The organism is Microcoleus sp. Pol17C6 (assembly GCF_036701145.1).
Classification (GTDB): Bacteria; Cyanobacteriota; Cyanobacteriia; order Cyanobacteriales; family Microcoleaceae; genus Microcoleus.
Map to the genome: position 1 here is coordinate 84967 of NZ_JAUBQH010000016.1, position 22950 is coordinate 107916.

Here is a 22950-nt window from a genome sequence, read left to right on the forward strand (position 1 = left end):
ACGCTTCAAAACTACTTTGTTTGAGCGTTAAATTCCTGCAATGTCTGATAGCCGCCAGCCGGATCGTATAGGTGACAGTTGTCGGCAATCCGCTTCATTAAAGACCAAGAAAATTCTGTTTCGTACAGATGATCTTGCCAATTTTCCTTTAAGCTGCTGTGGGCGAGGCGCAAATTGTACCAGGGAATAGCAGTTGAAAGGTGGTGGGGAACGTGCACGTTAATGTCGTGGCACAGAAACTCTACCCAGCGGGGATAATCGCAGTGAACAGTTCCCGATAGTTGCGCTTGGGCTTCGTTCCATTCTTCGGGTTCTTTAAATGAAATGTCTGGTGCTGTGTGGTGGACGATCGTAAAAGTGCTCATCCAGAAATGGTAAACCAGCCAGGGCATCAACCAAAATTTGACAAATCCCCAAATGCCTGTGGTTGCAATTAAAATCGGGAATCCGATCGCAGCACCGATTAAAACGACAAAAACTGAAAACCGCACTTGTTCTTGTTTCTGTTTGCCTTTGAAGCGCCACCACATAAAGTGTACTTTTGCCCAGTGGGCGATCGAGCCGATCCACCACATCCGACCGAAAATTAAACTATAAGCTATTTGTAAAGCCTTGGGAGCAGCAGCGTAGTCTTCTGCTGTCATCGGTTGCCAAGCATTATCTTCGCCAATTTTATTGGTGTGCTTGTGGTGATAATTGTGTCCGTGCCGCCATGCGTGAAACGGATAAATTAACGGCAGAAATGCGATATGTCCGACTAAATCGTTTACCCAGCGGCGGTTAGCAAATGACCGATGACCGCAGTCGTGCCCGATCACAAAAAAACCGGTTAATCCGGTTCCTGTGAAAATCCACATTAGGGGTAGTAGAAACCAAGGAGAGACTGCTATGCCCCAGTAACCGACAGCAACTAAAAGAACGTTGACGATTACTTTTGTCCAAGCTTTGCGGGGGTTTTTGGCGAATACTTCCCGCGGCAGGGTTTTGAGAATATCTTTCAGGCGCAGGTTGGAAGTGTCACTTGCGGATGTCAAATTTAGTGGTTTTTCGATCGATGCTGTCATAAACTGATTTCGATTCTCCGTATGCCATGAGGATGGCTTAACAAATTAGCGCAATAAAAAAGCGCCGTAAAATATCAGCTCGTTGCCAGCAAGCAGCAGACGAGTTGAGCTGTAGGCAAGCGCGTTTTAGCAAAAGCTAGCGATCGCTATCCGCAGTTAGGAATTTCTAGCACTTTTGGCAAAAAACACTGCGGGTAGCAAAACATTCGTTTTTATAACACAGGGCCAGGACAATTAGCATTAGCGACTGTTGTCAGCTAATTGCTGTTCCTGCCAGAAATGGGGTCGATCTCCCGCAAGCCAGCGATCGAGCGCTGTTTGAGGCTTTGCACTTCCAGCAGCAAGGATTCGATTTCCGCTTGCAAGTGCAGGAACTTAACTTGCTGATCGGCTTGGTAGGGGCACTTCACTGAATTTACTTTGCGGGCAAAACTGGTCGATAGCGTAGAAGAACTAGCCATTTCGGGATTGCTCGCGGTAACTTGAGGCCGGGAAAGAGTCGATGAATTATTTGACATTAGTAATTGGGTAGACATATCTACACATTCACACCATTAAGTTACTTTAACCTGAACCGATCGTATTAAACATCAAATTAACCGATCGAGCTAAAATTAGTGTAAATTCTTCGGCCATTGCCTAAAACCATTGACACCGTGACCCTGATTCTACCTGCTACTGACTCTGCTGCTAACTCTGCTGCCCGCGCCGCCGAGCCGAAACGCTACGGCTGGCCCGGCTTGATCGAAGCTTATCGCCCCTACCTGCCGGTGACGGAAACCACGCCGGTAGTGACCCTCCAAGAAGGCAATACTCCCCTGATTCCAGCACCTGCGATCGCCTCTATCATCGGTCGAGACGTGCGCGTCCTGGTGAAATACGACGGACTCAACCCCACTGGTAGTTTCAAAGACCGGGGGATGACAATGGCGATTTCCAAGGCAAAGGAAGCTGGTGCCGAAGCTGTAATTTGCGCCAGTACCGGTAATACTTCGGCCGCCGCCGCCGCCTACGCCCGACGCGGGGGGATGCGAGCTTTCGTGTTGATTCCCGAGGGTTACGTGGCTTTGGGCAAGCTGGCGCAAGCTTTGCTTTACGGTGCCGAAGTCATTTCGATTGGCGGAAATTTCGATCGAGCCTTAGAAATTGTCCGCGAAATGGCCGTTAACTACCCCGTGACATTGGTCAACTCTGTCAATCCTTACCGCTTGGAAGGTCAGAAAACCGGAGCTTTTGAAGTCGTTGACGCCTTGGGCGACGCCCCCGACTGGCTGTGCATTCCCGTCGGAAATGCGGGAAACATCACAGCATACTGGATGGGTTTTTGTCAATACCACCAAGCCAAAAAATGTTTGCGCTTGCCGCAGATGATGGGATTTCAAGCCGCGGGGGCTGCGCCGTTGGTAACGGGCCAACCAGTGGCGCACCCGGACACCCTGGCGACGGCAATTCGGATTGGGAATCCGGCTAGCTGGAAACAGGCGATCGCAGCTTCCGAAGCCAGCCGCGGCGGTTTTGCCGCAGTCACCGACGCCGAAATTCTCGACGCTTACCGCTTGTTAGCATCGCAAGAAGGGATTTTCTGCGAACCGGCGAGTGCAGCTTCTGTGGCCGGCTTGCTGAAGGTAAAAGACCAAGTTCCGACTGGGGCGACGGTGGTTTGCGTGCTCACTGGTAACGGTTTGAAAGACCCGGATACCGCAATTAATCACAGCAACAATCAATTTAAAAGTGGGATTGCTCCGACTTTGGATGCAGTAGCTGGGGCGATGGGATTTTAGCAGAAGGAAGAGGGAACAGGGAAGAAGGAAAACTCTTTGTCATCTTCTCTCTCTTCTCTTCCTCTGCGTCCTCTGCGGTTAGTTAAAAAAATTCTTAATTCATCACCAGGAGCAAACAGAATGGTTCAATCACCTGCCAAACTTCTAAGTGTTGATGAATTTATTGCCAACTTTGGCGATAGCGAGCGTTACGAACTAATCGATGGTGAATTAACAGAAATGGAACCAACGGGGCCGCACGAACAAGTATCCGCCTTCCTCGGGCGAAAACTCAATGTAGAAATCGATCGTGTGGATCTACCCTACTTTATTCCCCCTCGCTGTCTCATCAAACTATTAGGAACAGCAACAGCGTTTCGCCCCGACGTACTTGTAGTAGATCGAACTCAACTAATTAATGAACCTTTGTGGCAACAAGAACCTGTAATTACATCGGGAAACTCAATTAAACTAATCGCTGAAGTCGTCAGCACGAATTGGCAGAACGACTACGCCCGCAAAGTTGAAGATTACGCACTGCTGGGAGTGCCTGAGTATTGGATTGTGGATTATCTGGGCATTGGCGGCAGAGAATATATTGGCAAACCCAAACAGCCGACAATTACGATTTGTATGCTGCGAGAAGATGAGTATCAAAAACAGTTGTTTCAAAAGAGCGATCGACTGATTTCTTCACTCTTCCCAGACTTGCAGTTAACCGCACAACAAATCTTCGGAGCAAGCAGTATTTTAAATTCCTGATTACCAAACGGCGGTAGTTCGAGTAACAATAAGCTGCGTAGTGTACACCCTACAGAATAACTTCAAATAGCTTATATGGTGCGGAGCATCAATAAAACTTTAGCGATTATACAATGACCAAGCCTACTGCAACCCTTTTAATTGCCTGTCCCGATCGCAAAGGACTCGTAGCCTTACTTGCCAATTTTATCGCCTCCCACAACGGCAATATCATTCACGCGGATCACCATACAGATTTTACCGCCGGATTATTTCTGAGCAGGCTAGAATGGCAATTAGACGGTTTTGACTTAATCCCCGAACAAATAACACCTGCTTTTAGTGAAATAGCCAAGGACTTACAAGCCAATTGGCAATTGCATTTCTCCCAAAAAAATCGACGCATCGCGATCTGGGTAAGCCGTCAAGATCACTGTTTATTAGATTTGATTTGGCGACAGCGAGCGCAAGAAATCAGAGGTGAAATTCCGCTGATAATCAGCAACCATCAAAATTTAAAGCCTCTTGCCGCACAATACGGTATCGACTTTGAGTATATTCCCATTACTAAAGACAATAAAGCTATTCAAGAAGCACAACAGTTAGAACTTCTTAAAAAATATAAGATTGATTTAATAGTTTTGGCTAAATATATGCAAATTTTGAGTCAAGACTTTATCATAAATTTTCCCAATGTGATTAATATTCACCATTCATTTTTACCAGCGTTTGTGGGTGCAAATCCTTACGAAAGAGCTTATGAAAGAGGGGTAAAAATTATCGGTGCAACAGCCCACTATGTTACCCCAGATTTAGATGCTGGCCCGATTATCGAACAAGATGTTGTGCGCGTGAGTCACCGCGATGAAGTGTCCGATCTGGTTCGCAAAGGTAAAGATTTAGAAAGGGTTGTGTTAGCAAGAGCCGTGCGATATCATTTACAAAATCGTGTTTTAGTTTATGGCAATCGGACTGTGGTTTTTGCTTGAAAATTAGGCATGAGATCGATTGGGTTTGTTACTCCTTCGATCGCTCGGTGATTAATATAAATTCCAGTTGCACGAGCCAAGTGCAGCGAATCCCAAAGTTTGCTCCACTTGACATTTTTCATGACTGGTGATGCTGTTAAGATTTTCCGTTGTCGTCTTGTTGCGATCGCCCAAGAGCCTGTTTTCCTAAAGAGTCGCCAATACTGCGAGGTTTCGGAACTTTACTTTTACCAGCGGGCCATCCTTCGCGCTGCTGGGAGCGATCGCCATCGGTTTCTTCGGTTTGGTCGTGAAACAAAATTTGTCGCGTGGGATAAGGCAAATCGATGCCGTTTTCCACAAGCTTTTTTTTAACAGCACAAATTACCTTGTCGCGCGATCGCATATCGTCAATTCGGCGCGGCGGAGCAATCCACCACCGAACGCGGATCTTGACGGTACTTTCTGCTAGCTCAAGCACCAGCACATCGGGTGCAGGATCTTTCAACACCTCCTTTACGCTGTACAATGCTTCCAGCATTAACTGCTTGGCGCAATCAATATCGTCGCCGTAACCAATACTAAAATCGTATTCTGTGCGGCGTTTATCGAAAGCGGTATTCACTGTCACCGAATTCGTAAACAATTCGGCATTTGGAATGACAATCCGGCGACCATCATAGGTTAAGATTGTTGTAGCGCGCGTCTCAATATTTTCTACCGTTCCCTCAAAGTTTTTAAACACAATCTGGTCATCGATTCGGAACGGTTCCGTCAACAGAATTAAGATACCGGCTAAGAAGTTTTGCAAGATATCGCGAAAGGCAAAACCAATCGCCACCCCGCTAATTCCCAGCAGTTGCACCAAATCGCCAGCTTTTAATGTGGGAATTACAATCGAAAGAGAAATAAATAGACCAACTAGAACGATCGCACTCTGGGCTAACCGTCCTAACACCAGCCCCAAATTTCGAGCTTGGTGGTGGTGGCGGGTAACTCGCCTGACTACTCTCTTAATTTGCCTACCCACAAAGTAAAAAATTGCAAAGACAATTAACGCCAGCACAATATTAGGCAGCATGATCATAAAGCTGTCGATCATGCTCTGAATCTTTTTCCAGACTATGGATATCTCTGCCTTCATGAAGTTTCCTCGCCGATCAGTCGTTGTCGATAGTAGTAAAATTTAGCTCGATTAAGTTCTATCTAAAGACTGTAGATTGGTACGACGCGAGGCAGATTTTTTGGCAGTTTTCAAAATTTTGAATGCGGATTATATGTTGGCATCTCGTACAGTTACATCGATTAGTAAACCCTCTGTTGGTGCGGAATAATAAAGAAGCCGATGAATTAATGCCGCTTAATTTCAGGAAAAACAAAAACAAGGAATCCCTGACTAAATTCCACCTGCCGATGGTAATCGCCATGCTGGCACTTGCTGAATTTTTAACTCCTAATTCCCAAACGGCGGTAAATCGAGTAACTGATTTTTAGAAGGTGGAAGCTGGGCGGGATTTTTGCCTGGGGCGGAAGTTTGGCGGATTTCCAGAGCAGTTTCGCCAGGATTTGCAGTGCGAGTAGGTACTATTTCCAAAGAATATACTGTCTCGGTTTTTGCAGGGGCAGGATTTTGGGCTTTCGTGAGCAAGTCAACGGCATCTCCGAGGGCGCTAGTTAAATTTTTGCTAGTTTCGGCGTGACGGGCTTCTTCTTGTTTGAGGGCTTGAGTGAGTTGTTTAACTTGTTCGATCGCCCGATCGCGCTCTTCGAGAACTTCTGCTAACTTAGCTTTAAGTTCGCCTACTGTTTGCAGTTGTGCGATTTCCTGCTGGCGAGCCACCCCAGCATCATCACCTTGGGGCACAATGGGGGAAAAATTTTGTAACTGCTCTATTTGTGCTTCCAGAGAAGCGATGATTTGCTGAGTTAATTTGGCATCATTCCGCCGCTGCTCGGCTTCGGTATTGTAAAGTTGGCGCCACTGAGCCGCACTTTCACCGGCCTCATCTCGATCGCGCGAAACTTCTGTTAACTGCTGTTGCAGCCGCTTGATTTCATCTAACCACTGTCTGACATCCTGAGCCATATTGATTTTAGATTTTAGATTTTAGATTTTAAATTAGCAATGGCTTAATTAAGTAACGCTCCTTATTTCCAGTTGCGCGATCGTCCTGCATTCATTTTCCATTTTCTAGTTCCCCGTCTCCTGTGCGCTATGAACATTTTTTACTGGTTGCGCTACCTGATTTTAGCTTTGTTTAAGGCATTTTTGAGGCTGCTTCGAGCTCTCAAACGGAAATTTGGGGGTTTTTGGCTGTTTTGTCGGTGTTTGACTTGGGGCACGCTCAAGGAAGTCGGCGCGAAGGCGGGAGAGCAGCGCTTGCCGGGGCTGTCTGCAGAAATGGCCTACAATTCTATGCTGGCGCTGTTTCCGGGGCTGTTGGCTATCTTATCTGCGATCGCCCTCTTTGAACCTTTGCAGTCAACACTTTATCAAATCGCCCGTCTTTTGGGCGAAGTTATACCCGATGACGTGCGGAAGTTGATTGGTGGCTTAATCAAAGAAATTCTGTTAACTCGCAATAAAGGGCTGTTTTCGGTGAGCTTTCTTGCCTCGATTTGGGCATTTTCTGGAGTAATGAGCGCGGCGATGGCTGCACTCGATCGCATCCATGAAATCCCTAGCGATCGAACTCGACCATTTTGGAAAGCAAAACTTATTTCTTTGGCGCTGAGTGTCGGCACAATTGTGCTGTTAATTCTAGCATCGGGAGCTGTATTTCTCAGCGACTTAATTGTGCAAGCTGTTGCCCGCCAGAGTTGCCTGCTGGAGTCCGTCGCCAACTGCGATTTAAAAGATGTCCAAAACTGCTTGCTCCCCGCCGACAATTGCCCTTTGGAGTCGGAACTATTAGGTGTTTGGCGGCTGTGGCGGTGGCCGATTTCTTTAGGAATTGTCTCACTTGCCTTTGCCTTTATTTACCGCTACGGGCCGAGCCGCCGTCAACCAGATATTCCTATTTTGTCGGGAGCTGTTTTTGCAGCTATTTTGTGGGCACTATTTTCAGCTTTATTTCGGTTTTATGTTTTGCATTTGGGCAATTACAGTTGGACTTACGGCACGATCGGAACTTTTATTGTGTTGCTGCTGTGGCTCGATCTTTCTTCTTTGGTGATGCTGATCGGCGCTCAGTTCAATGTGACAGTGGGAAAGGCAATGAAACAATCCAAATTAAAATAATTTGTTAACTTTTAAGTGTTAATTCTTATTTGTTATTTGCCGGATGCTGGCTTACCGACGGAGTAAAGTGCTGAGGATACCCGCAACAAAAGACAACAAAATCAGTATCCAGATAACACCACCGGGAATGAATGTCAATATCCCAACACCTCTGAGAATCCAAACTAGGAGGGTGAGGCCCAGGATAGCCAAAAAGATACGGGTAGATAGTCGCATTTGAAATCTAGGAGAATTAGTCATGTTGAATGTTAAAGTTTTGTCTGGATCAATGATAGCTGCTTTGCTGGCGATCGGCAGTTACCTCACTTTAATTTCAGTTCCGGGTTCCGCTGTTACGCCTGGGGCTACAAATGCGCTGGCAGAAGCGGCAAATGCTGCTCAAAAAACACCTGCTGCAAGTTTAACAATTTCCGATCGCACAATTGGAGCGGCGAAGGTGGGGATGACTTTCGGACAATTGAAAAAGGCTTTGGGCTCCACGGCACTGTTTAAAGTTCAGTCTCCTTTTATGGTAGACTTTGATGCTGTGGCTGTCAGCCAGTCGGGAAAAGTGCAATATCGGATTATCTACGCTGCGGGTACAAAGCTGAAAGATTCCGATGTCATTGAACTTTTGATGACTGAGAATTCTAATTATAAAACTGTTCAGGGCGTCGGGCCAGGAATGACTCTGAAACAAGCCGAGGCAATTTACGGCAAAGCGACTTTATCTTATAACGTGGATAATGAAATGAGAGAAGGGGTTGTATTTGCCAAGCAACCTACTAGAAACATTATGTTTGTTCCCAAGGCTGAAGGCAAACAATTTGGGGGAGTTTATGGCGCTGGTCAAGGGGGATTTTATCAGACTAATAAGTATCACGCGAATGCTGTAATTAAGTCGGTGATGGTGCGGAAGTAGCCTTCGCATCATTCCCAGAAACCGGGTTTCTTCCGAGATATCTCGCCATCCAACCTAAATTATCAGAGAAACCCGGTTTCTTAGCCTAAAATTATGGAGTACCTGTAGTTACATCCAAATACTCTTGATTGTCAAGATAAGTTTTAATATTCTCCAGTATTTGACGTAGGTATTCTATGACTTCCTCCTTAATCTCTAAAAGTTCCTCAATAGTCTGATCTCGCCCCACTTCCTCAAAAGACTTAATCCCGTGCGCTAAGTCATTCCTGTTGCGTTTAATAACTACAAGGTTTTGCCCGTTCTTTGTCTTAGCAAAGTCTGTTTGATATGAAAAACCGTATTTTTCGGCTATTTCTTTAATCAACCTAGCATCCACATTCCCTGAAAATAGTTCTTCGCGTTCAAATGTAGCTGTGATGATGTCTATAGATATTTGGTTGATTTGTAAATGAATTTTCTTAGGAGAACGGTTTTTAAGATTTTGAATAACAATCATTTTGATTTCTGGTTTGAGTTGATCGAAGGATATTGCTTGATTTTTAAACTCATCAAATATGGCTTCAATGGCATTTCGCATTGTCGATTCAACTAAGTTATACAATAACAAAAAGCCATTGGCTTTTAGAGTATTTGCCAAGTCAGGATTAAGACTTTGTATTTGATATTGTCCAGCACGATCGGCGACAGCTAACTTAGTGGTTTGTTTGATTAAGCCATGTAAAAAGATGAAGTAATCATCTACCTCTTGAGCGCGTGTATTGAAATCTAAGAGTACAGTATTCATCTTTAGCCTAGCAGTCGCTCGCGGACATATTCAATGCGTGAAACTACTTTATTTTTAGAACTGCTAGCATCAGATTTTGTGAGATCCTTAAATTGTTGTGAATTGAGCAATTCTGTTGACTTTGGCTCAAGATTGCTGGTTTTTCTCAAAGCAAGAGCAACGCCGACAGCCAGAGACTCGAATTTAATCCGAGTTGTTGTTCTCGCGCCATTTTTACCTTGGCGAAATCCTTGAGGAAAATATTTTTCTACAAAATTTAGCATTGACTCGAATTCTGCCCGCATTTTTTCGCGCTCGAATTTCGGATCTGCATTTACTTGCTTCAGATACTCATCAAGGAATATGTTTATGTTACTATTAAAATTATCATAGTTATTTAAAAATGAAAAAAAACGCAACACAAATTCTTGCGGTTCGCGGCTGCGAATAGCAGACTCAGAAAAAGCGCATAATTTGCGGAACTTGTCATGTTTCGATAGTTCCTCAATCAGTTCGAGAAACTGGCCGGGCAGTATGCCTCTGCGCTTTTCCATCTCGTTTAGATCGATGCTACCTGTATTAATGCGTTCAAATATATCTCTTCGCACTTCCTCATTTGTACCTTCAGTTAGTAGAATCATCCGAAGTGTAGTGCGGTTGAAGCGCCTCTGACGGGCAAGGGGCAAATCAGCAAATTTAAATCCATTTAAACTCTGTATTTTCTTTAAGTCGGTCAAGGTTAATTCGTTATTTATAAATCTAGTTAGAGTCCGAATGCGTTGTGTACCATCTATTATTTCTAAACGGGGTTCACCGTTGTCGTCATCATATATCTCAGCAACAAAAATAGAAGGTATTGGCAGACCTAAAATTATAGATTCAATGAATTTTGACTGCCTTGCTTCATCCCAAGCCATGTCACTTTGGTAGTCGGGGATAAACAACTCATTGGTATCATCATCCTTTCCTTCCATATATTTTTGAACGACTATTTCGACTGGATACTGTTTGGTATCGTAATTAACTAGCTGCTGCTTGTCGCGGATTTCGGCTTCAGCAGCATCAACCTTTTTGTGTTGCTCGGTAATTTCTAGTTTCGATCGCATATTATTAAATAATAATCGGATATTGCGGAGTGAATAGACTTATCGGTACTATGATTTTACCATAAAAATTTGGGACTTACTTCGTAAAAGCGATCGCACTTATCAAAAAAAGTGCGATCGCCAATGTTTAGTTAACTGAAACCGCCGCGAAAATTACCATTTATAACGCGCTGGTGACGGGATTGGAAGGGCGGCCCAACGCCGATAAACGGTGACTTTCCCCACTGCGATCGAACACAACCTCAAACTTAACGTGAGGTATAGTTTGTCGCAGAAACTGAAAATGCCCGTCTGCATCTGAACGACAGCGGCAGCGGGCAACAATAATCCATTGCTGAGTGGGTAACAGACGGGCGATCGCCCAACAGCACAAGCGGTCTTTATAAGTCATAATTGAATACACTCCATTGATATTTTTGGAGCCAGAGCCAGCCCGGAACCTTGGACAGTAAGGGGCTGGCTTCTGACTTTTTAGGGTCTGAACCCTATATACACTTATAGCATCATTTGATGTTATAAGATGCAAATGACATAAAATGATGTTAGAGTGTAAAATTAAAGACAATTGAAGTAAAACCGTGCCCACCTATGCCTTCACGAATGCGAGTTACAGTTACACTGCCCGAAGACGTTCATCAAGCCTTGTCTGAATGGGCCGAAGAGGAAGATAGAACCCTCGCGAACTTGCTCTCCCATGTCGCAGCTAAAGCAGTTAGAGATCGCCAAGAGCAGAAAAATGAAGAATCTCGGAGCGATCGCCCTTAAGCGATGGCAACGGCGTAAGATGGACTGTGTTGAAATGTTTTGCAGTGCAACAAATGGCTTCACGGGGAAGAGTTACCGCATACCTACCAGAGGAAATTCAAAAAGCTCTGGAAGAATGGGCAGAAGAAGACAGCAGATCCGTTAGCAGTTTGGCAACGTACCTGCTGACTAAATCTGTTAGAGAACGCCAAGAACAGAAAAAAGATAAATCAGAAAGCGATCGCCCTTAAGAACGATCGCCCGCAATCCTATCCGCGTCCATCCGCGTCCATCCGCCTACATCTGCGGTCAAAAAAAGAACCATCGCCTCAAAAAAATAAGGTGGGCCGCAGCCCACCCTACTCAAATTATTTCGCAGTCACCAACTGAGCCGGCAGCCGCTTAAACGCCAACCTTTCATTCTCGATATCCACAAAAATGGTATCGCCGTCAGCAAAATCTCCCCGCAAAATACCCTTCGCCATTTGCGTTTCCAACTCGCGTTGAATTCCCCGCTTCAATGGCCGCGCACCGTAAACCGGATCGTAACCAATTTCTGCTAAGAAATCGATCGCAGATTCCGACAATTTCAGAGACATTTTGCGATCGGCTAACCGTTTTTCCAACCGCTTCACTTGCAACAGCACAATCTGCCGCAGTTCCGTCTTACTCAAACCGTGGAAGATAATCATCTCATCAATCCGGTTCAAGAATTCCGGGCGGAAAGTTCCCCGCATCGCTTCCATCACCCGACTCCGCATTTGTTCGTTATCTCCGGCCACATCTAAGATGTATTGAGAGCCGACATTCGATGTCATAATAATCACAGAATTCTTAAAGTCTACCGTGTGACCTTGAGCATCGGTAACGCGGCCGTCATCCAGAATTTGCAGCATGATGTTGAATACATCCGGGTGCGCTTTCTCGATTTCATCGAATAGAATCACCGAGTAAGGACGGCGGCGCACAGCCTCAGTTAATTGTCCACCTTCATCGTAGCCAACGTATCCCGGAGGCGCACCAATTAACCGCGAAACAGCGTGTTTTTCCATGTATTCCGACATATCAATTCGGACGATCGCTTCTTCCGTGTCGAACAGATAAGCCGCTAATGCTTTCGCCAACTCAGTTTTACCAACACCCGTGGGGCCGAGGAAGATAAAACTCGCAACCGGACGATTGGGATCGGCTAAACCTGCGCGCGATCGCTGAATTGCATCTGCAACGGCCGTCACCGCTTCATCCTGTCCGATTACCCGCTTGTGCAGTTCATCTTCCAAGTGCAGAAGTTTCTGCATTTCCGATTCAACCAACTTGCTAATCGGAATTCCCGTCCACTTGGAAATAATCTCGGCAATGTCACCTTCTGTGACTTCTTCTCGCAGCAAAGTTTTACCTGTGGTTTGAGTTGCTGACAGTTGAGATTCAGCTTCTTGCAGTTGTTTTTGCAATTCGGTTAACTTGCTATATTTCAACTCAGCAGCACGGTTCAGGTCATATTTTAATTCAGCTTGCTGAATTTCAATATTCACCTTATCAATCTGTTCTTTAATCTTTTGAATGCTGCCGATGACACCTTTTTCCGATTGCCACTGGGCATTCAAAGCGCTTTGCTGTTCCTTGAGGTTTGCTAAGTCTTTTTCCAGTCTTTCCAAACGTTCGATCGAAGCCGCATTGCTTTCTTTTTGAAGAGACAGTCTTTCCATTTCTAGCTGCAAAATCCTGCGGTCAATTTCGTCTAGTTCTTCCGGCTTGGAGGTAATCTCCATTTTGAGTTTAGCCGCTGCTTCGTCCACTAAGTCAATGGCTTTGTCTGGAAGGAAGCGATCGCTAATATATCGAGTAGACAAAGTAGCCGCCGCCACTAGGGCGCTGTCAGAAATTTTAACGCCGTGGTGAACTTCATACCGTTCTTTCAAGCCCCGCAAAATCGAGACAGTATCTTCAACTGTCGGTTGGTCAACATAAACTTGTTGAAAACGGCGTTCTAGTGCCGCATCTTTTTCGAGGTACTTGCGGTATTCGTCGAGAGTTGTAGCGCCGATACAGCGCAATTCTCCCCTAGCTAACATGGGTTTCAGTAAGTTACCGGCATCCATCGAGCCTTGAGTTGCGCCAGCACCGACAACGGTGTGAATTTCATCGATAAATAAGATGACTTTGCCGTTGCTGTCGGTAACTTCTTTGAGCACCGCTTTCAAGCGTTCTTCAAATTCTCCCCGGAATTTTGCGCCGGCAATTAACGCGCCCATATCTAGGCTAATTAATTGTCTGTCTTTGAGAGATTGCGGCACATCTCCGGTGATAATTCGCTGGGCGAGTCCTTCGGCGATCGCAGTTTTGCCGACTCCCGGTTCCCCAATCAATACCGGATTATTTTTGGTGCGACGGCTCAAAATTTGAATCGTGCGGCGGATTTCGTCATCCCGTCCGATTACCGGATCGAGTTTGCCTTGACGCGCGGCTTCTGTCAAATCTCGGCCGTATTTTTCCAGCGCTTCGTATTTGCCTTCTGGATTTTGATCGGTCACTTTGTTCTTCCCTCGGACTTGGGTAATGATATCTTTGAGCTTGGCTTCATCTAGTTTAAATTCTTGCAGCAGATTTTTGCCGAAACGATCGTCCTTAACGTAACCTAGTATCAAATGCTCGATCGAAATAAATTCATCGCCGTAGTCTTTGCGATAAGTTTCGGCGCGATCGAGCAAAGTGTCGAGAGAACGACCTAGATAAACGTTGCCGCCGCTTCCAGTGATTTTCGGCTGACGACTGATAAACTCATCAGTGCGATCGCGCAATTTTGCTACAGAAACTCCCGCTTTGTTAAATAAGCTGCTAGCAAGCCCTGATTCTTGTTCCAGCAAAGCTTTCATTAAGTGTTCGCTTTCTAGCTGCTGCTGCTGGGCTGCTTTGACGATTTCGGGGGTGCGGGCGAGGGCTTCCCAGGCTTTTTCGGTAAATTGGTTTGGATTATTCGGTTGCATAAATTTTAATTCCCTGCATTAAAAATGATGGCTGCTGTAGAGGCAATTGCTCGATCGCCCGTACAATTGTCATTGTAGGGAGTTACGGAGGGCGATCGGATCGGTGTTCCCCTATCTGTAGATAGGTATTTCCGTCCTTTGTCGCAGTTTCTGGCAGCCAAAAGCAAACTGTCGCCCCTAAAAGTTGCACTCTTCGATAAAAGCAACTCTCACCTTAAAAATGCTTTCTAGTGCCACTTGAAAAAACGGCATATTCTTAAACAGTCTCCTGCTGCGGAAAATGGAGAAACACTCATGTAAATAGGAGAGAGGACTTGAGAAGCGTCACAGTCCTATAGCTAAACCCAAAGCGTTATTGTTTTACTCATCAATAACAGCCGCTATAACTCTCACACCTGGAAAATATAGCTATGAAAATTTTACCTTTAATTTCGCTAGGTATTATAGCAAGTGCCGCGATCGCACTAGCCCCTGAAGCTTTGGCAAGTACCTGGCGTGCCGCACACCGAATGTCTGGTTTTTCAGCCGACAGCAATTACTACTTGTATCTAGAAAGTTCCAGAGATACAGGAGCGGGAATTCCCAAAGCAAAATTGCAAATTGTCCAAGTTGCTGCAAATTCCTGCATCAAAAATGGGTGTATCCAAACTAAATATGGCGAGCCAGACTCGAATAAAAGCACTAAAATGGCAGAAGATGACTTGCTTCAAAAAAGTTGGAATAACAGGCAAACTTTGAAGTTAACTCCTCCTCAAGCTGGAACTAAACTCAACATTATTTCTCGTACTCCCGGAGCCAATGGAAGCGAGACAGTCGCCGTCAAAGTCAATACAGCAAAGCTTTTACAAATTCGCCTGGAACAGCGGCAAAAAACTACTCCTCCTGGCAAAGAAAGCGCGGCAATGCGTCTTGTAATTAATCATAACGGTCGGCAGCGTGTCCTCGGAAACCTGAACAATTTTCAAGATTGGGTGTTCTCTTATTCAATCCGAGAAGTTCGTTTGTCTCCGAACGGGCGCAATGTCGTTGTCCTGTTGGACAAGACAGAACGCACTTTTGAAGGAGTCTTGAAAACTACTGTTGTACAAGGCTTTGTTCTGTAGGCTTGCTATATTCCCAGGTTTTGACCGGGGAATTATCAAAACTAACGCATAACCCCTATATGTAAGGTGCACACGGTGGACCTACAGATAGAGTCTATGCGTTAGTCCGGGTTGTTAATTATTCTTTATTTTGATAATTGGGCGTTTCTTAATCAGGGTATGAATCACCTTTTCGATTGAAGTTACAAAACTCACCCAACTTGGCTTAGAGCAATTGGGAAATCTTGAATTCATACCTGTATTCAGCAACGCCGATAATTGATATATCAATACATTTTAAAATTTCCCTCTTCCTTCCTCCCTCTTTCTTTTTCCTTGAACATCTGCCTCCTGACTATTGACTAATGCTCAATAATTAATCCGTGTATCGGTGTCAAAATCCATATTTTGCCTGACTTCATGCCTGCATCACCACCCGTTCCGGGAGACTGACAATAAAAGTTGAACCTTTACCGTCTTCGCTTTCAACGCTAATTTCGCCGCCGAGAATTTGACATAAACGCTGGCTAATTGTCAATCCCAAACCCGTGCCTCCGTACTTGCGGGTAGTCGAAGCATCAGCTTGGGTAAAAGGTTTAAATATCTGCTCTAATTGCTCGTCCGTCATGCCGATGCCGGTGTCGCTGACTCGAAACATTAAAACTTGAGAAGTGTAGTTTGAACCCGACTGAAAATCATTATTTTTATTTGGTTTCGCCGATCTAGATTTTTCAATTTTCATTCTTTCGACGCCGATAGTAATGACGCCTTTTTCGGTAAATTTGGCAGCGTTGCTGAGCAAATTAAGGAGAATTTGTCGCACTTTCGGTTGATCGGCGTACATTGTGCCGAGTTCGCCTTTTGTTTTCAGTGCTAAAGCATTACCTTTTTTTTCTACTAGCGGTTGAGCAGTAGTCATCACTTCTTCAATCATGGTCGCCACGTCGAAGTTTTCCAAATAAAGGGTGACGTGACCGGCTTCTATTTTGGAAATGTCGAGGATGTCGCTAATCATATCCAGCAGGTGTTTGCCTGCAGTTTGAATTTTTTCTAAGTCCGGGAGAAAGTCTTCTGAACCAGAATCTTGAGCATCTTCTTGCAGCATTTCGCTGTAGTTAATGATGGCGTTGAGGGGGGTGCGTAGTTCGTGGCTCATGTTGGCGAGAAATGCACTTTTCGAGCGGTTGGCAGCTTCGGCGGCTACTTTGGCTTCGTGCAATTCTTCTGTGTATTCGCCTACTCTCTGGATTAGTTCGTTGAGGGAAATTGCTAGCATTCCCACTTCGTCGGAAGTAGTGACGGGTACTTGCAGGTCAAAGTTTGATTCTTCTGTCACTCGCTGAGCGATGAGGGTGGTGGCTTCTAAGGAGCGAGCGATCGCCCCGCTGGTGTATGCTGCTAGAATTGCTGCCATCGCACCTGATATCAAGAGAGAGCCAACGAGAATGAGAGTTCCGAGTTTTTCGGCATTTTCGTAGGTTCTCAATGCCTCGTCTACTTTCTCGCGAAAGTTGACGGCCAGTTGGGCTGAATCCTCGGAAAACTGTTTGAGTTTCAAAGCAGTTTCGCCAGCCACAAAATTGTTCAAATTCCGCCCCAAAGCCTGCTGCTGCTTCGGATTCAAAGCAGATAGTTTCGCAGCAGCCAACAATTTTTGTACTTGTTGAAAGTATGATTCTACAGTTTTGCCGTTGGCTTGAGCGAACTGTTGAAGCTGTTGGTAGTCTTTGGCAATCTCGGGATTCTTCGTCGGCGACGAGGTTTGCAGTTGTTCGAGGATGCCGCTCATCTGAGCAACGCGAGTCAGGAATTCCGAGCGTTGGCGATCGAAAATTTGCGGTTTGGCCGTCAGACTCGCCAGTTCTTGCTGCTGAATTCTGACTTCCTGCACCGTGTTATTGAGGTTTGTCAGGATTTCCGCTTTATCTCGGTCGATCGCTAGTTTTTCTCTAACTTGCTGTTTGTGATAGGATTCTACTCCCCGTCCCGCCACAGCACCCAAAACGGCAATACTAATGACCAAGGCGTATCCGCAGCCGATTTTCTGCCTGATACCCAAGCGGCCCAACAGACTTTTCAACCCTATTTGAGGACGGTTCTGCAGTTGATTTTTCAAAGCTAAGGTTAAAGACATGGGCAATGTACTCGTCACCTTTGAGAGGCACCATCTATATTCTAATTGATGCCTGCATGAGGGTAAATAAAGTTCTGGCTTCAGGCCAGCTTTCGGCAGTTATTGGGTCTTTGCAGGGTTCCACAGCTCGATCGGCTTGACAGTTTGGAGGAGTTATGCGTAACAAATTATAGCAGAACCAAGAACCAAGAACCAAGAACCAAGAAGCAAGAAACAGTCAAAGGCAGGGTGTGAGTAATTAAGAACGTACTCACCGTCGGGCGTGGTTGCGATATAAGTGGCGAGTTATAAGTTGCAAGTTATGAGTTAGACTTCTGATTGAAAACTCTACTCTACTCGCAACCCACAACTCTATCGCTGTTCCCCTACTGGCAAAGTCGAAATTGTGCTATATCAGCAGGAATTCTTGAAGCATTAGGTACGCTCGCACTTGCAGGAACGAAGATTCCCAGGCCGTAACTGCAACCCTCTGCCGTCGTGCATTCCCCAGGCTTAGCAGTGATTTGATATTCGCCTTGGGATGGGGGAGTAAAAGAGATTGACGCCAGTTCGCCTGTTTTTTGACTCACAGCGATTTCCTGACCGCTTGCATCCTTGAGAGATAAGTTTAAATCCTGACAATTTCCGTCGCAAGTGGCAACAAAAACATACTCCACATTAGGATGCAGTGTTGCTCTAAAAGGAGATGAAACTTGCTTGCGAACTTGGCCCAGCAACGGCACAAATACTAATTTTTGACCGTTGCCTTTCCGCTGGTCAACTTCTGTTTTCAAGCGACAAATAACCGTTTTTTGGTTGTCGGTCAGTTCTTGAGCAATCGCATTTCCTACAATTGCAGTACCGAGGATTAGGGCAAGGCCGGAAATAACCAGATGTTTGAAATTCATTGATGTCCCTTAAAGTTAATTTTGGGTGATTGCAATAGACCGCTTTTGTCAGCAGTCTATTAGTTTATCTGGAGCCTATCACATTTGTTGACTTTTCCGAAAAAACAGCTCGGAGAAAAGTGCGATCGAACTCATGTCTGGTTTTAGATTAATCTGGCGTCAGCTATCGCCGAAACTCCACAGATTGCAGACCGTAGGAGCAGAACCTCGTCCTGATTGTATTGTACTAAATTAGGACGATCGGCATCGGTATCTAGAAACCCGTTTTCTGGGCCGATGCGGAGGAGCTAAACCTAAGATTTATAGTAGAGACGGGGTTTAACAAAACCTGAGTCAGTCCAAGACTGTAAATGTCTGATAAAGGTTCCCAGACTCCCCGCCCACAACATCATCCTGTCCCTGTCAATATACAAATCGGTTGAAACTTGTGGCTCTACTAGACTAACAAAACTCCGAAGGCAATAATTAGCTCGTACTCCTACCATTTTCCTTATTTTGACCCGATCGCGAAGTCGAAGGGCCTTCTTTCCATCATTTATCACTGTTCCGAAATTTCCACGCGGGAACAAACTTAGAATCTCCCCAAACGCCGCGGCGATTTTTCTTAGCTTCGGCTTCCGCTTGTTCCAGAACACTTGCACTCGGACAATTTTTCAAGTAAGGACGATAAACCATTGCTAATCCTTCGCGGGTCAAAACTTCTTGGGCAAATGTGCCGTTTGGCAAGCGAACTTCGCTAACTTTGCGGCCGTAGCGGTCAGTATCGGTGACGGTCAAAACCACGCGACCGCCCCCTTGTTTGACTAGCTGCTGCATTCTTTGCTGCGCTAGATTTCCCCACTTAAATTGATTTTTTTTTGCTGCTGCTTTGCTATTTTTCTCAGCATTTGTGTGCGCGACTTCTGGTGCATCTACACAGGCAAAACGCACTTTTATATCTTTCCCGGCGGCATCGCTAGCGACAAGGGTGTCGCCGTCGCTAACTCGCTTGACAGCATAGTTGTTGGGCGCTAACTTTTGTGGACACCCGAATAGTAGCAATAGCAGAGCAACTGCACTTAAGGTTTTTATTTTTGGGAAAATGGCGATTTTAATTTGGCTCATATTTCTTTGTTTTATTTAGTTTCCATCCAATTTTGCCCAGCGTGGATGTCAACTATCAGCGGTACGCTAAGTGGCAGAGCATTTTCCATCGCACTTCTAATTTTCGGCTGCAATTCTTCCCATTCATCGGGAGGTACTTCAAATATTAATTCGTCGTGAACTTGCAGCAGCAGCCGCGCCTGATAGTTTTGCAAAATTTTGTGTACTTCAATCATGGCAAGTTTAATGATATCAGCACTAGAGCCTTGAATGGGAGCGTTGGCTGCAGCGCGCAAAGATTGGGCGTCATCTCTGCTGAGAGATTTAAGTCTATCGGAGTGAATGTCTTGGGGATTGCGGCCTTTTAAGTCGAGGATGCTTTCGCTCTCGAATTTTAAATAGCGGCGGCGGCCTATAATTGTGGTAACATATCCGAGGGCGATAGCCTCTTTTTTTACTTTCTCCAAATATTCAAAAACTTTACTGTAACGCTGGTTAAATCGTTCAATAAACTTTTTACCGTCTGCTGAAGTTTTGCCCATCGAACGACCAAACTTAATCGCCCCCATACCGTAAATTACCCCAAAATTAATCGTTTTGCCAAACCGTCTTTCGTCCGGCGTTACTTCCTCTTTTTCAAACAGCAGTTGAGCCGTTACGGTATGCACATCTCGGTTATTTTGATAAGCTTCAATTAACACAGGTTCTTGACTCAAATGAGCCAAAATTCGCAGTTCAATTTGAGAATAGTCAGCCGACACCATCACCCAACCTTCTTCCGGTAAAAAAGCCTTGCGAATTTGCCGCGAAAACTCGGTGCGGATGGGAATATTTTGTAAATTTGGATTGGAAGAAGAAAGCCTTCCCGTACCAGTTGCAGCTTGGTTGAAATCTGTATGCACTCGCCCGGTATCCGCACGCACTAACTGTGGCAAAGCATCGACATAAGTTGATTTCAACTTGGATAATGTTCGGTGTTCTAATAAATCGTCTACAATCGGGTGGTCTCCTTGCAATTTATCCAATACGGCGGCGTCTGTAGAGTATCCCGTCTTAGTTTTTCGCGACTTTTTCTGAAACTCATCCGGGATTTTTTCTAACAAGATTTCGCTGAGTTGTTTCGGGGAACCTAAGTTAAATTTTCGCCCCGCTGCTTGATAAGTTTTTTCTTCTATTTCTTTTAAGCTCTTTTCTAGCTGTTGCGATAGTTCTTGCAGATACTCTGAATCAATGCGAATTCCGCAATATTCCATTTCTGCTAAAACTGGTTCGAGGGGCTGTTCTACTTCCAGCAATAACCCCTCTAAAGTTTTTCCTGGAAAGCTAGATTCATCAAATTTCTTCAATTTTGCTTTAAGTTTACCTACTAACTGAAATGTGGTGTACACATCCATGCCACAGTAGTCTGCTACTTTTACAATACTGATGTCAGCAATTGTTTGGTTTTTCGGCACTAATTCATTGTAAGTTTTGGCAACAATGCCTAAGTATTCCCTTGACAGTTCGCTGAGGCTGTGGCTGGTTTCGGGATTGAGTACGTAACTGGCTAGCATGGTGTCGAAGACGACTCCTGCTAGTTTGATTCCCTGACAGCGCAGGATCGATCGATCAAACTTAGCATTTTGCAGCGCCTTCGGATAATTCTCGCTTTCCAAAATCGGACGCAAAGCATTTAAAACTGTGGCTTTGTCCAAGTTTTTGCCCGTTTTATGTCCCGTAGGAATGTAAGCGAGATCCTCTTCGCCGGTTCCCCAACAGCAGCCAATTCCGACTAATTCGGCGTCTCGCGGTTCGATGGCGGTGGTTTCGGTATCCCACGCCACGGGTGAGGCTTTGTCGGTGAAGGTTTGCAGCAGTTGGACTAATTCGTTTAACTGTTCGGTTGTTTGAATTATTCGGGGTTTAATTGGCAGTTTTTTCTGTTGCTGAGCGGCTTTGGTATCATCATGACTCCAAAAGGATAAGGCATTTTCTTCTGAACTTTCAGAAGTTGGAGGTGACTTATCTATTGTGGGGTGGGCATCTGGCCCGCCCTGTTCCAATGGCTTTTCTACACCCTCCAATGGCTCTTTTACACCCTCCAATGGCTGTTCTAGGGTGTTTTCCGACGAGGCAGAGCCTCTGGATATGCGTTCCCGGGCAGAGCCTGGGAACGAGGATTCTTCTTGTGGTTTTTCCTTTTCTTCAACGCCGCCAAAACGCTTTTGAATTTGTTTTACTTTGCTTAAAAATGTTTTAAATTCCAACTTTTCCAGCATGGGAATCAAGGCAGATTCGTCAAAACCTATAAGCTGGCAATCTTCTAAGTTGATTTCTAAGGGCACGTCTTGGACTATTGTCGCCATGCGTTGAGAATGGTAAGCAGCTTCTTTGCCTTCTTCTAGCTTTTTCTTGGTTGCGCCTTTAATTTCATCTATAGCAGCATAAATTCCATCGAGGGAATTGTAAGCTTCCAGCAATTGCAGTGCGGTTTTGTCGCCGATGCCTTTAACTCCGGGGATGTTGTCGGATTTGTCGCCGCACAAAGCTTTGTAATCTACTACTTGTTCGGGCAAAATACCGAGTTTGGCTTTGACTTCTTCCGGGCCGTATTCTTGGGATTTGCCTTTGCCCGATCGCCTGAGTTCATCGGTACTCAAATATAATACGCTGATTTGTTTGTCGGTTTCTACTAATTGAAACAAATCTCGATCGCCCGTGAGGATTTTGACCTGATAACCCGCCGCGCTGGCTTTGTTTGCCAAAGTTCCCAAAACATCGTCTGCCTCGTAGCCCGGAGCAGTTATTGCAGGTAAATTCAAATAGGTGAGCAATTCTTGCAGGTTTTTGATATCCGGCTTAAAATCTTCCGGTGTTTCGGCTCGACCGGCTTTGTAGGTGTCGTCTGCTTCGTGGCGAAATGTGGGTGTGGCGAGGTCAAAGGCGATCGCCATGTACTGGGGGTCGTGGGCCGCCATTACTTCCAGCAGCGACTTGAGAAAGCCAAAACAGACGCTGGTGGGAATGCCTGTTGTCGTTCGCAAGCCTCCGTCTCGACTTTTGGCAAAGGCGAAGTAGGAGCGAAAGGCCAGGGAGTGACCGTCAACTAAGATGAAGATGGGAGCTTGATTTTCCGACACAGACACAGTTACCGATCGCACGAAAGGATTTTCTCATTGTACTCAGTTGTCAGTCGGCATTGATCGACCGGAAGGATGGCCCGCAGACTTGAGGACGCTTGACACTCGATCGGATCTCGGCTTACTGTGCAGCTTGGCTGAGAATACTAGAAGATGGTGAACTACCCACACTAAATCGAAACGATTATAGTGTGGGCTTCTAACATCACAGAGGAATGCCTCAGAACAGACTTGCGTCCAATCTTTGGTCTTACTTCCCCTCCGTTAGCAAAAACGGCTGCTCCATCCGTCTGTAATATCCTGATGCCTTCCGCTCTAATGTTTGTTGCGGCGTTACCATCACGGTCATGACGAGTACCGCAATTAGGACAAG

General features: G+C 45.4%; 21 protein-coding genes. 8 read left to right on the forward strand and 13 right to left on the reverse strand.

Translation table 11 applies throughout. The annotated features are described in order from the left end of the window. Positions 1-11: 11 nt before the first annotated feature. Both QUA25_RS10745 and QUA25_RS10750 read right to left on the reverse strand, forming a co-directional pair. On the reverse strand, positions 12-1064 hold the full coding sequence (locus QUA25_RS10745) for a fatty acid desaturase (protein WP_333037448.1): 1053 nt from the start codon (positions 1062-1064) through the stop codon (positions 12-14). 257 nt (positions 1065-1321) lie between these two features. Further along, the gene (locus QUA25_RS10750) at positions 1322-1600 is read right to left on the reverse strand and encodes a hypothetical protein (protein ID WP_333037450.1); all 279 of its coding nucleotides are present in this window, start codon (positions 1598-1600) and stop codon (positions 1322-1324) included. A gap of 120 nt (positions 1601-1720) precedes the next feature. On the opposite strand from QUA25_RS10750, the gene thrC reads away from it, so the two are divergent. From thrC to purU, 3 genes are all read left to right on the forward strand, one after another. Continuing rightward, the gene (gene thrC / locus QUA25_RS10755) at positions 1721-2845 is read left to right on the forward strand and encodes a threonine synthase (protein ID WP_333037453.1); all 1125 of its coding nucleotides are present in this window, start codon (positions 1721-1723) and stop codon (positions 2843-2845) included. Positions 2846-2965: 120 nt separating this feature from the next. Further along, entirely contained in the window at positions 2966-3586 is a 621-nt protein-coding gene (locus tag QUA25_RS10760; RefSeq protein ID WP_333037455.1) for a Uma2 family endonuclease, read from the forward strand. 113 nt (positions 3587-3699) lie between these two features. Then, positions 3700-4554, forward strand: coding sequence for a formyltetrahydrofolate deformylase (gene purU / locus QUA25_RS10765; protein WP_333037456.1), 855 nt, complete (start codon positions 3700-3702; stop codon positions 4552-4554). A 136-nt stretch (positions 4555-4690) separates the two neighbouring features. Here the strand turns inward: purU and QUA25_RS10770 are convergent, their stop codons facing one another. Both QUA25_RS10770 and QUA25_RS10775 read right to left on the reverse strand, forming a co-directional pair. Next, entirely contained in the window at positions 4691-5677 is a 987-nt protein-coding gene (locus QUA25_RS10770; RefSeq protein WP_333037458.1) for a mechanosensitive ion channel family protein, read from the reverse strand. Between the two features lie 309 nt (positions 5678-5986). Further along, positions 5987-6619, reverse strand: a complete 633-nt coding sequence (locus QUA25_RS10775) for a hypothetical protein (protein ID WP_333037460.1) — start codon at positions 6617-6619, stop codon at positions 5987-5989. 129 nt (positions 6620-6748) lie between these two features. Here QUA25_RS10775 and QUA25_RS10780 point away from each other — a divergent pair, with 129 nt between their 5' ends. Together QUA25_RS10780 and QUA25_RS10785 are read left to right on the forward strand one after the other, a co-directional pair. Beyond that, positions 6749-7774 (forward strand): YihY/virulence factor BrkB family protein, encoded by a 1026-nt coding sequence (locus tag QUA25_RS10780; protein ID WP_333037462.1) that lies wholly within the window; start codon positions 6749-6751, stop codon positions 7772-7774. 238 nt (positions 7775-8012) lie between these two features. Beyond that, a complete protein-coding gene (locus QUA25_RS10785) occupies positions 8013-8675 on the forward strand; it encodes a hypothetical protein (RefSeq protein ID WP_333037463.1) in 663 nt (220 codons plus the stop codon). Between the two features lie 91 nt (positions 8676-8766). Here QUA25_RS10785 and QUA25_RS10790 read toward each other — a convergent pair whose 3' ends face one another. From QUA25_RS10790 to QUA25_RS10800, 3 genes are all read right to left on the reverse strand, one after another. Further along, the gene (locus tag QUA25_RS10790) at positions 8767-9459 is read right to left on the reverse strand and encodes an MAE_28990/MAE_18760 family HEPN-like nuclease (protein WP_333037464.1); all 693 of its coding nucleotides are present in this window, start codon (positions 9457-9459) and stop codon (positions 8767-8769) included. A 2-nt stretch (positions 9460-9461) separates the two neighbouring features. After that, positions 9462-10544 carry a DUF262 domain-containing protein gene (locus QUA25_RS10795; RefSeq protein WP_333037465.1) on the reverse strand — a complete coding sequence of 361 codons (1083 nt, stop codon included), beginning with the start codon at positions 10542-10544 and terminating at the stop codon, positions 9462-9464. Positions 10545-10704: 160 nt separating this feature from the next. Next, complete coding sequence (locus tag QUA25_RS10800) at positions 10705-10935, reverse strand: hypothetical protein (RefSeq protein WP_333037467.1); 231 nt, start codon at positions 10933-10935, stop codon at positions 10705-10707. Between the two features lie 197 nt (positions 10936-11132). On the opposite strand from QUA25_RS10800, the gene QUA25_RS10805 reads away from it, so the two are divergent. After that, entirely contained in the window at positions 11133-11309 is a 177-nt protein-coding gene (locus QUA25_RS10805; RefSeq protein WP_332979596.1) for a ribbon-helix-helix domain-containing protein, read from the forward strand. A 53-nt stretch (positions 11310-11362) separates the two neighbouring features. After that, the gene (locus QUA25_RS10810; RefSeq protein WP_096829277.1) at positions 11363-11539 is read left to right on the forward strand and encodes a ribbon-helix-helix domain-containing protein; all 177 of its coding nucleotides are present in this window, start codon (positions 11363-11365) and stop codon (positions 11537-11539) included. 117 nt (positions 11540-11656) lie between these two features. Here QUA25_RS10810 and clpB read toward each other — a convergent pair whose 3' ends face one another. Together clpB and QUA25_RS10820 are read right to left on the reverse strand one after the other, a co-directional pair. Then, positions 11657-14272 carry an ATP-dependent chaperone ClpB gene (gene clpB, locus QUA25_RS10815; protein ID WP_333037471.1) on the reverse strand — a complete coding sequence of 872 codons (2616 nt, stop codon included), beginning with the start codon at positions 14270-14272 and terminating at the stop codon, positions 11657-11659. Positions 14273-14277: 5 nt separating this feature from the next. Next, complete coding sequence (locus QUA25_RS10820; RefSeq protein WP_333037473.1) at positions 14278-14478, reverse strand: hypothetical protein; 201 nt, start codon at positions 14476-14478, stop codon at positions 14278-14280. A gap of 204 nt (positions 14479-14682) precedes the next feature. Here QUA25_RS10820 and QUA25_RS10825 point away from each other — a divergent pair, with 204 nt between their 5' ends. Next, positions 14683-15375, forward strand: coding sequence for a DUF2259 domain-containing protein (locus tag QUA25_RS10825; RefSeq protein WP_333037475.1), 693 nt, complete (start codon positions 14683-14685; stop codon positions 15373-15375). A 397-nt stretch (positions 15376-15772) separates the two neighbouring features. On the opposite strand, the gene QUA25_RS10830 is transcribed toward QUA25_RS10825, so the two are convergent. The 4 genes from QUA25_RS10830 to polA form a co-directional block, all read right to left on the reverse strand. Beyond that, on the reverse strand, positions 15773-17488 hold the full coding sequence (locus QUA25_RS10830) for a HAMP domain-containing sensor histidine kinase (RefSeq protein WP_333037476.1): 1716 nt from the start codon (positions 17486-17488) through the stop codon (positions 15773-15775). 365 nt (positions 17489-17853) lie between these two features. Next, the gene (locus QUA25_RS10835; RefSeq protein ID WP_333037478.1) at positions 17854-18375 is read right to left on the reverse strand and encodes a hypothetical protein; all 522 of its coding nucleotides are present in this window, start codon (positions 18373-18375) and stop codon (positions 17854-17856) included. Between the two features lie 531 nt (positions 18376-18906). Next, positions 18907-19479 (reverse strand): thermonuclease family protein, encoded by a 573-nt coding sequence (locus QUA25_RS10840; protein WP_333037479.1) that lies wholly within the window; start codon positions 19477-19479, stop codon positions 18907-18909. Between the two features lie 11 nt (positions 19480-19490). Then, positions 19491-22598, reverse strand: coding sequence for a DNA polymerase I (gene polA / locus QUA25_RS10845; protein ID WP_333037480.1), 3108 nt, complete (start codon positions 22596-22598; stop codon positions 19491-19493). Positions 22599-22950 lie beyond the last annotated feature (352 nt).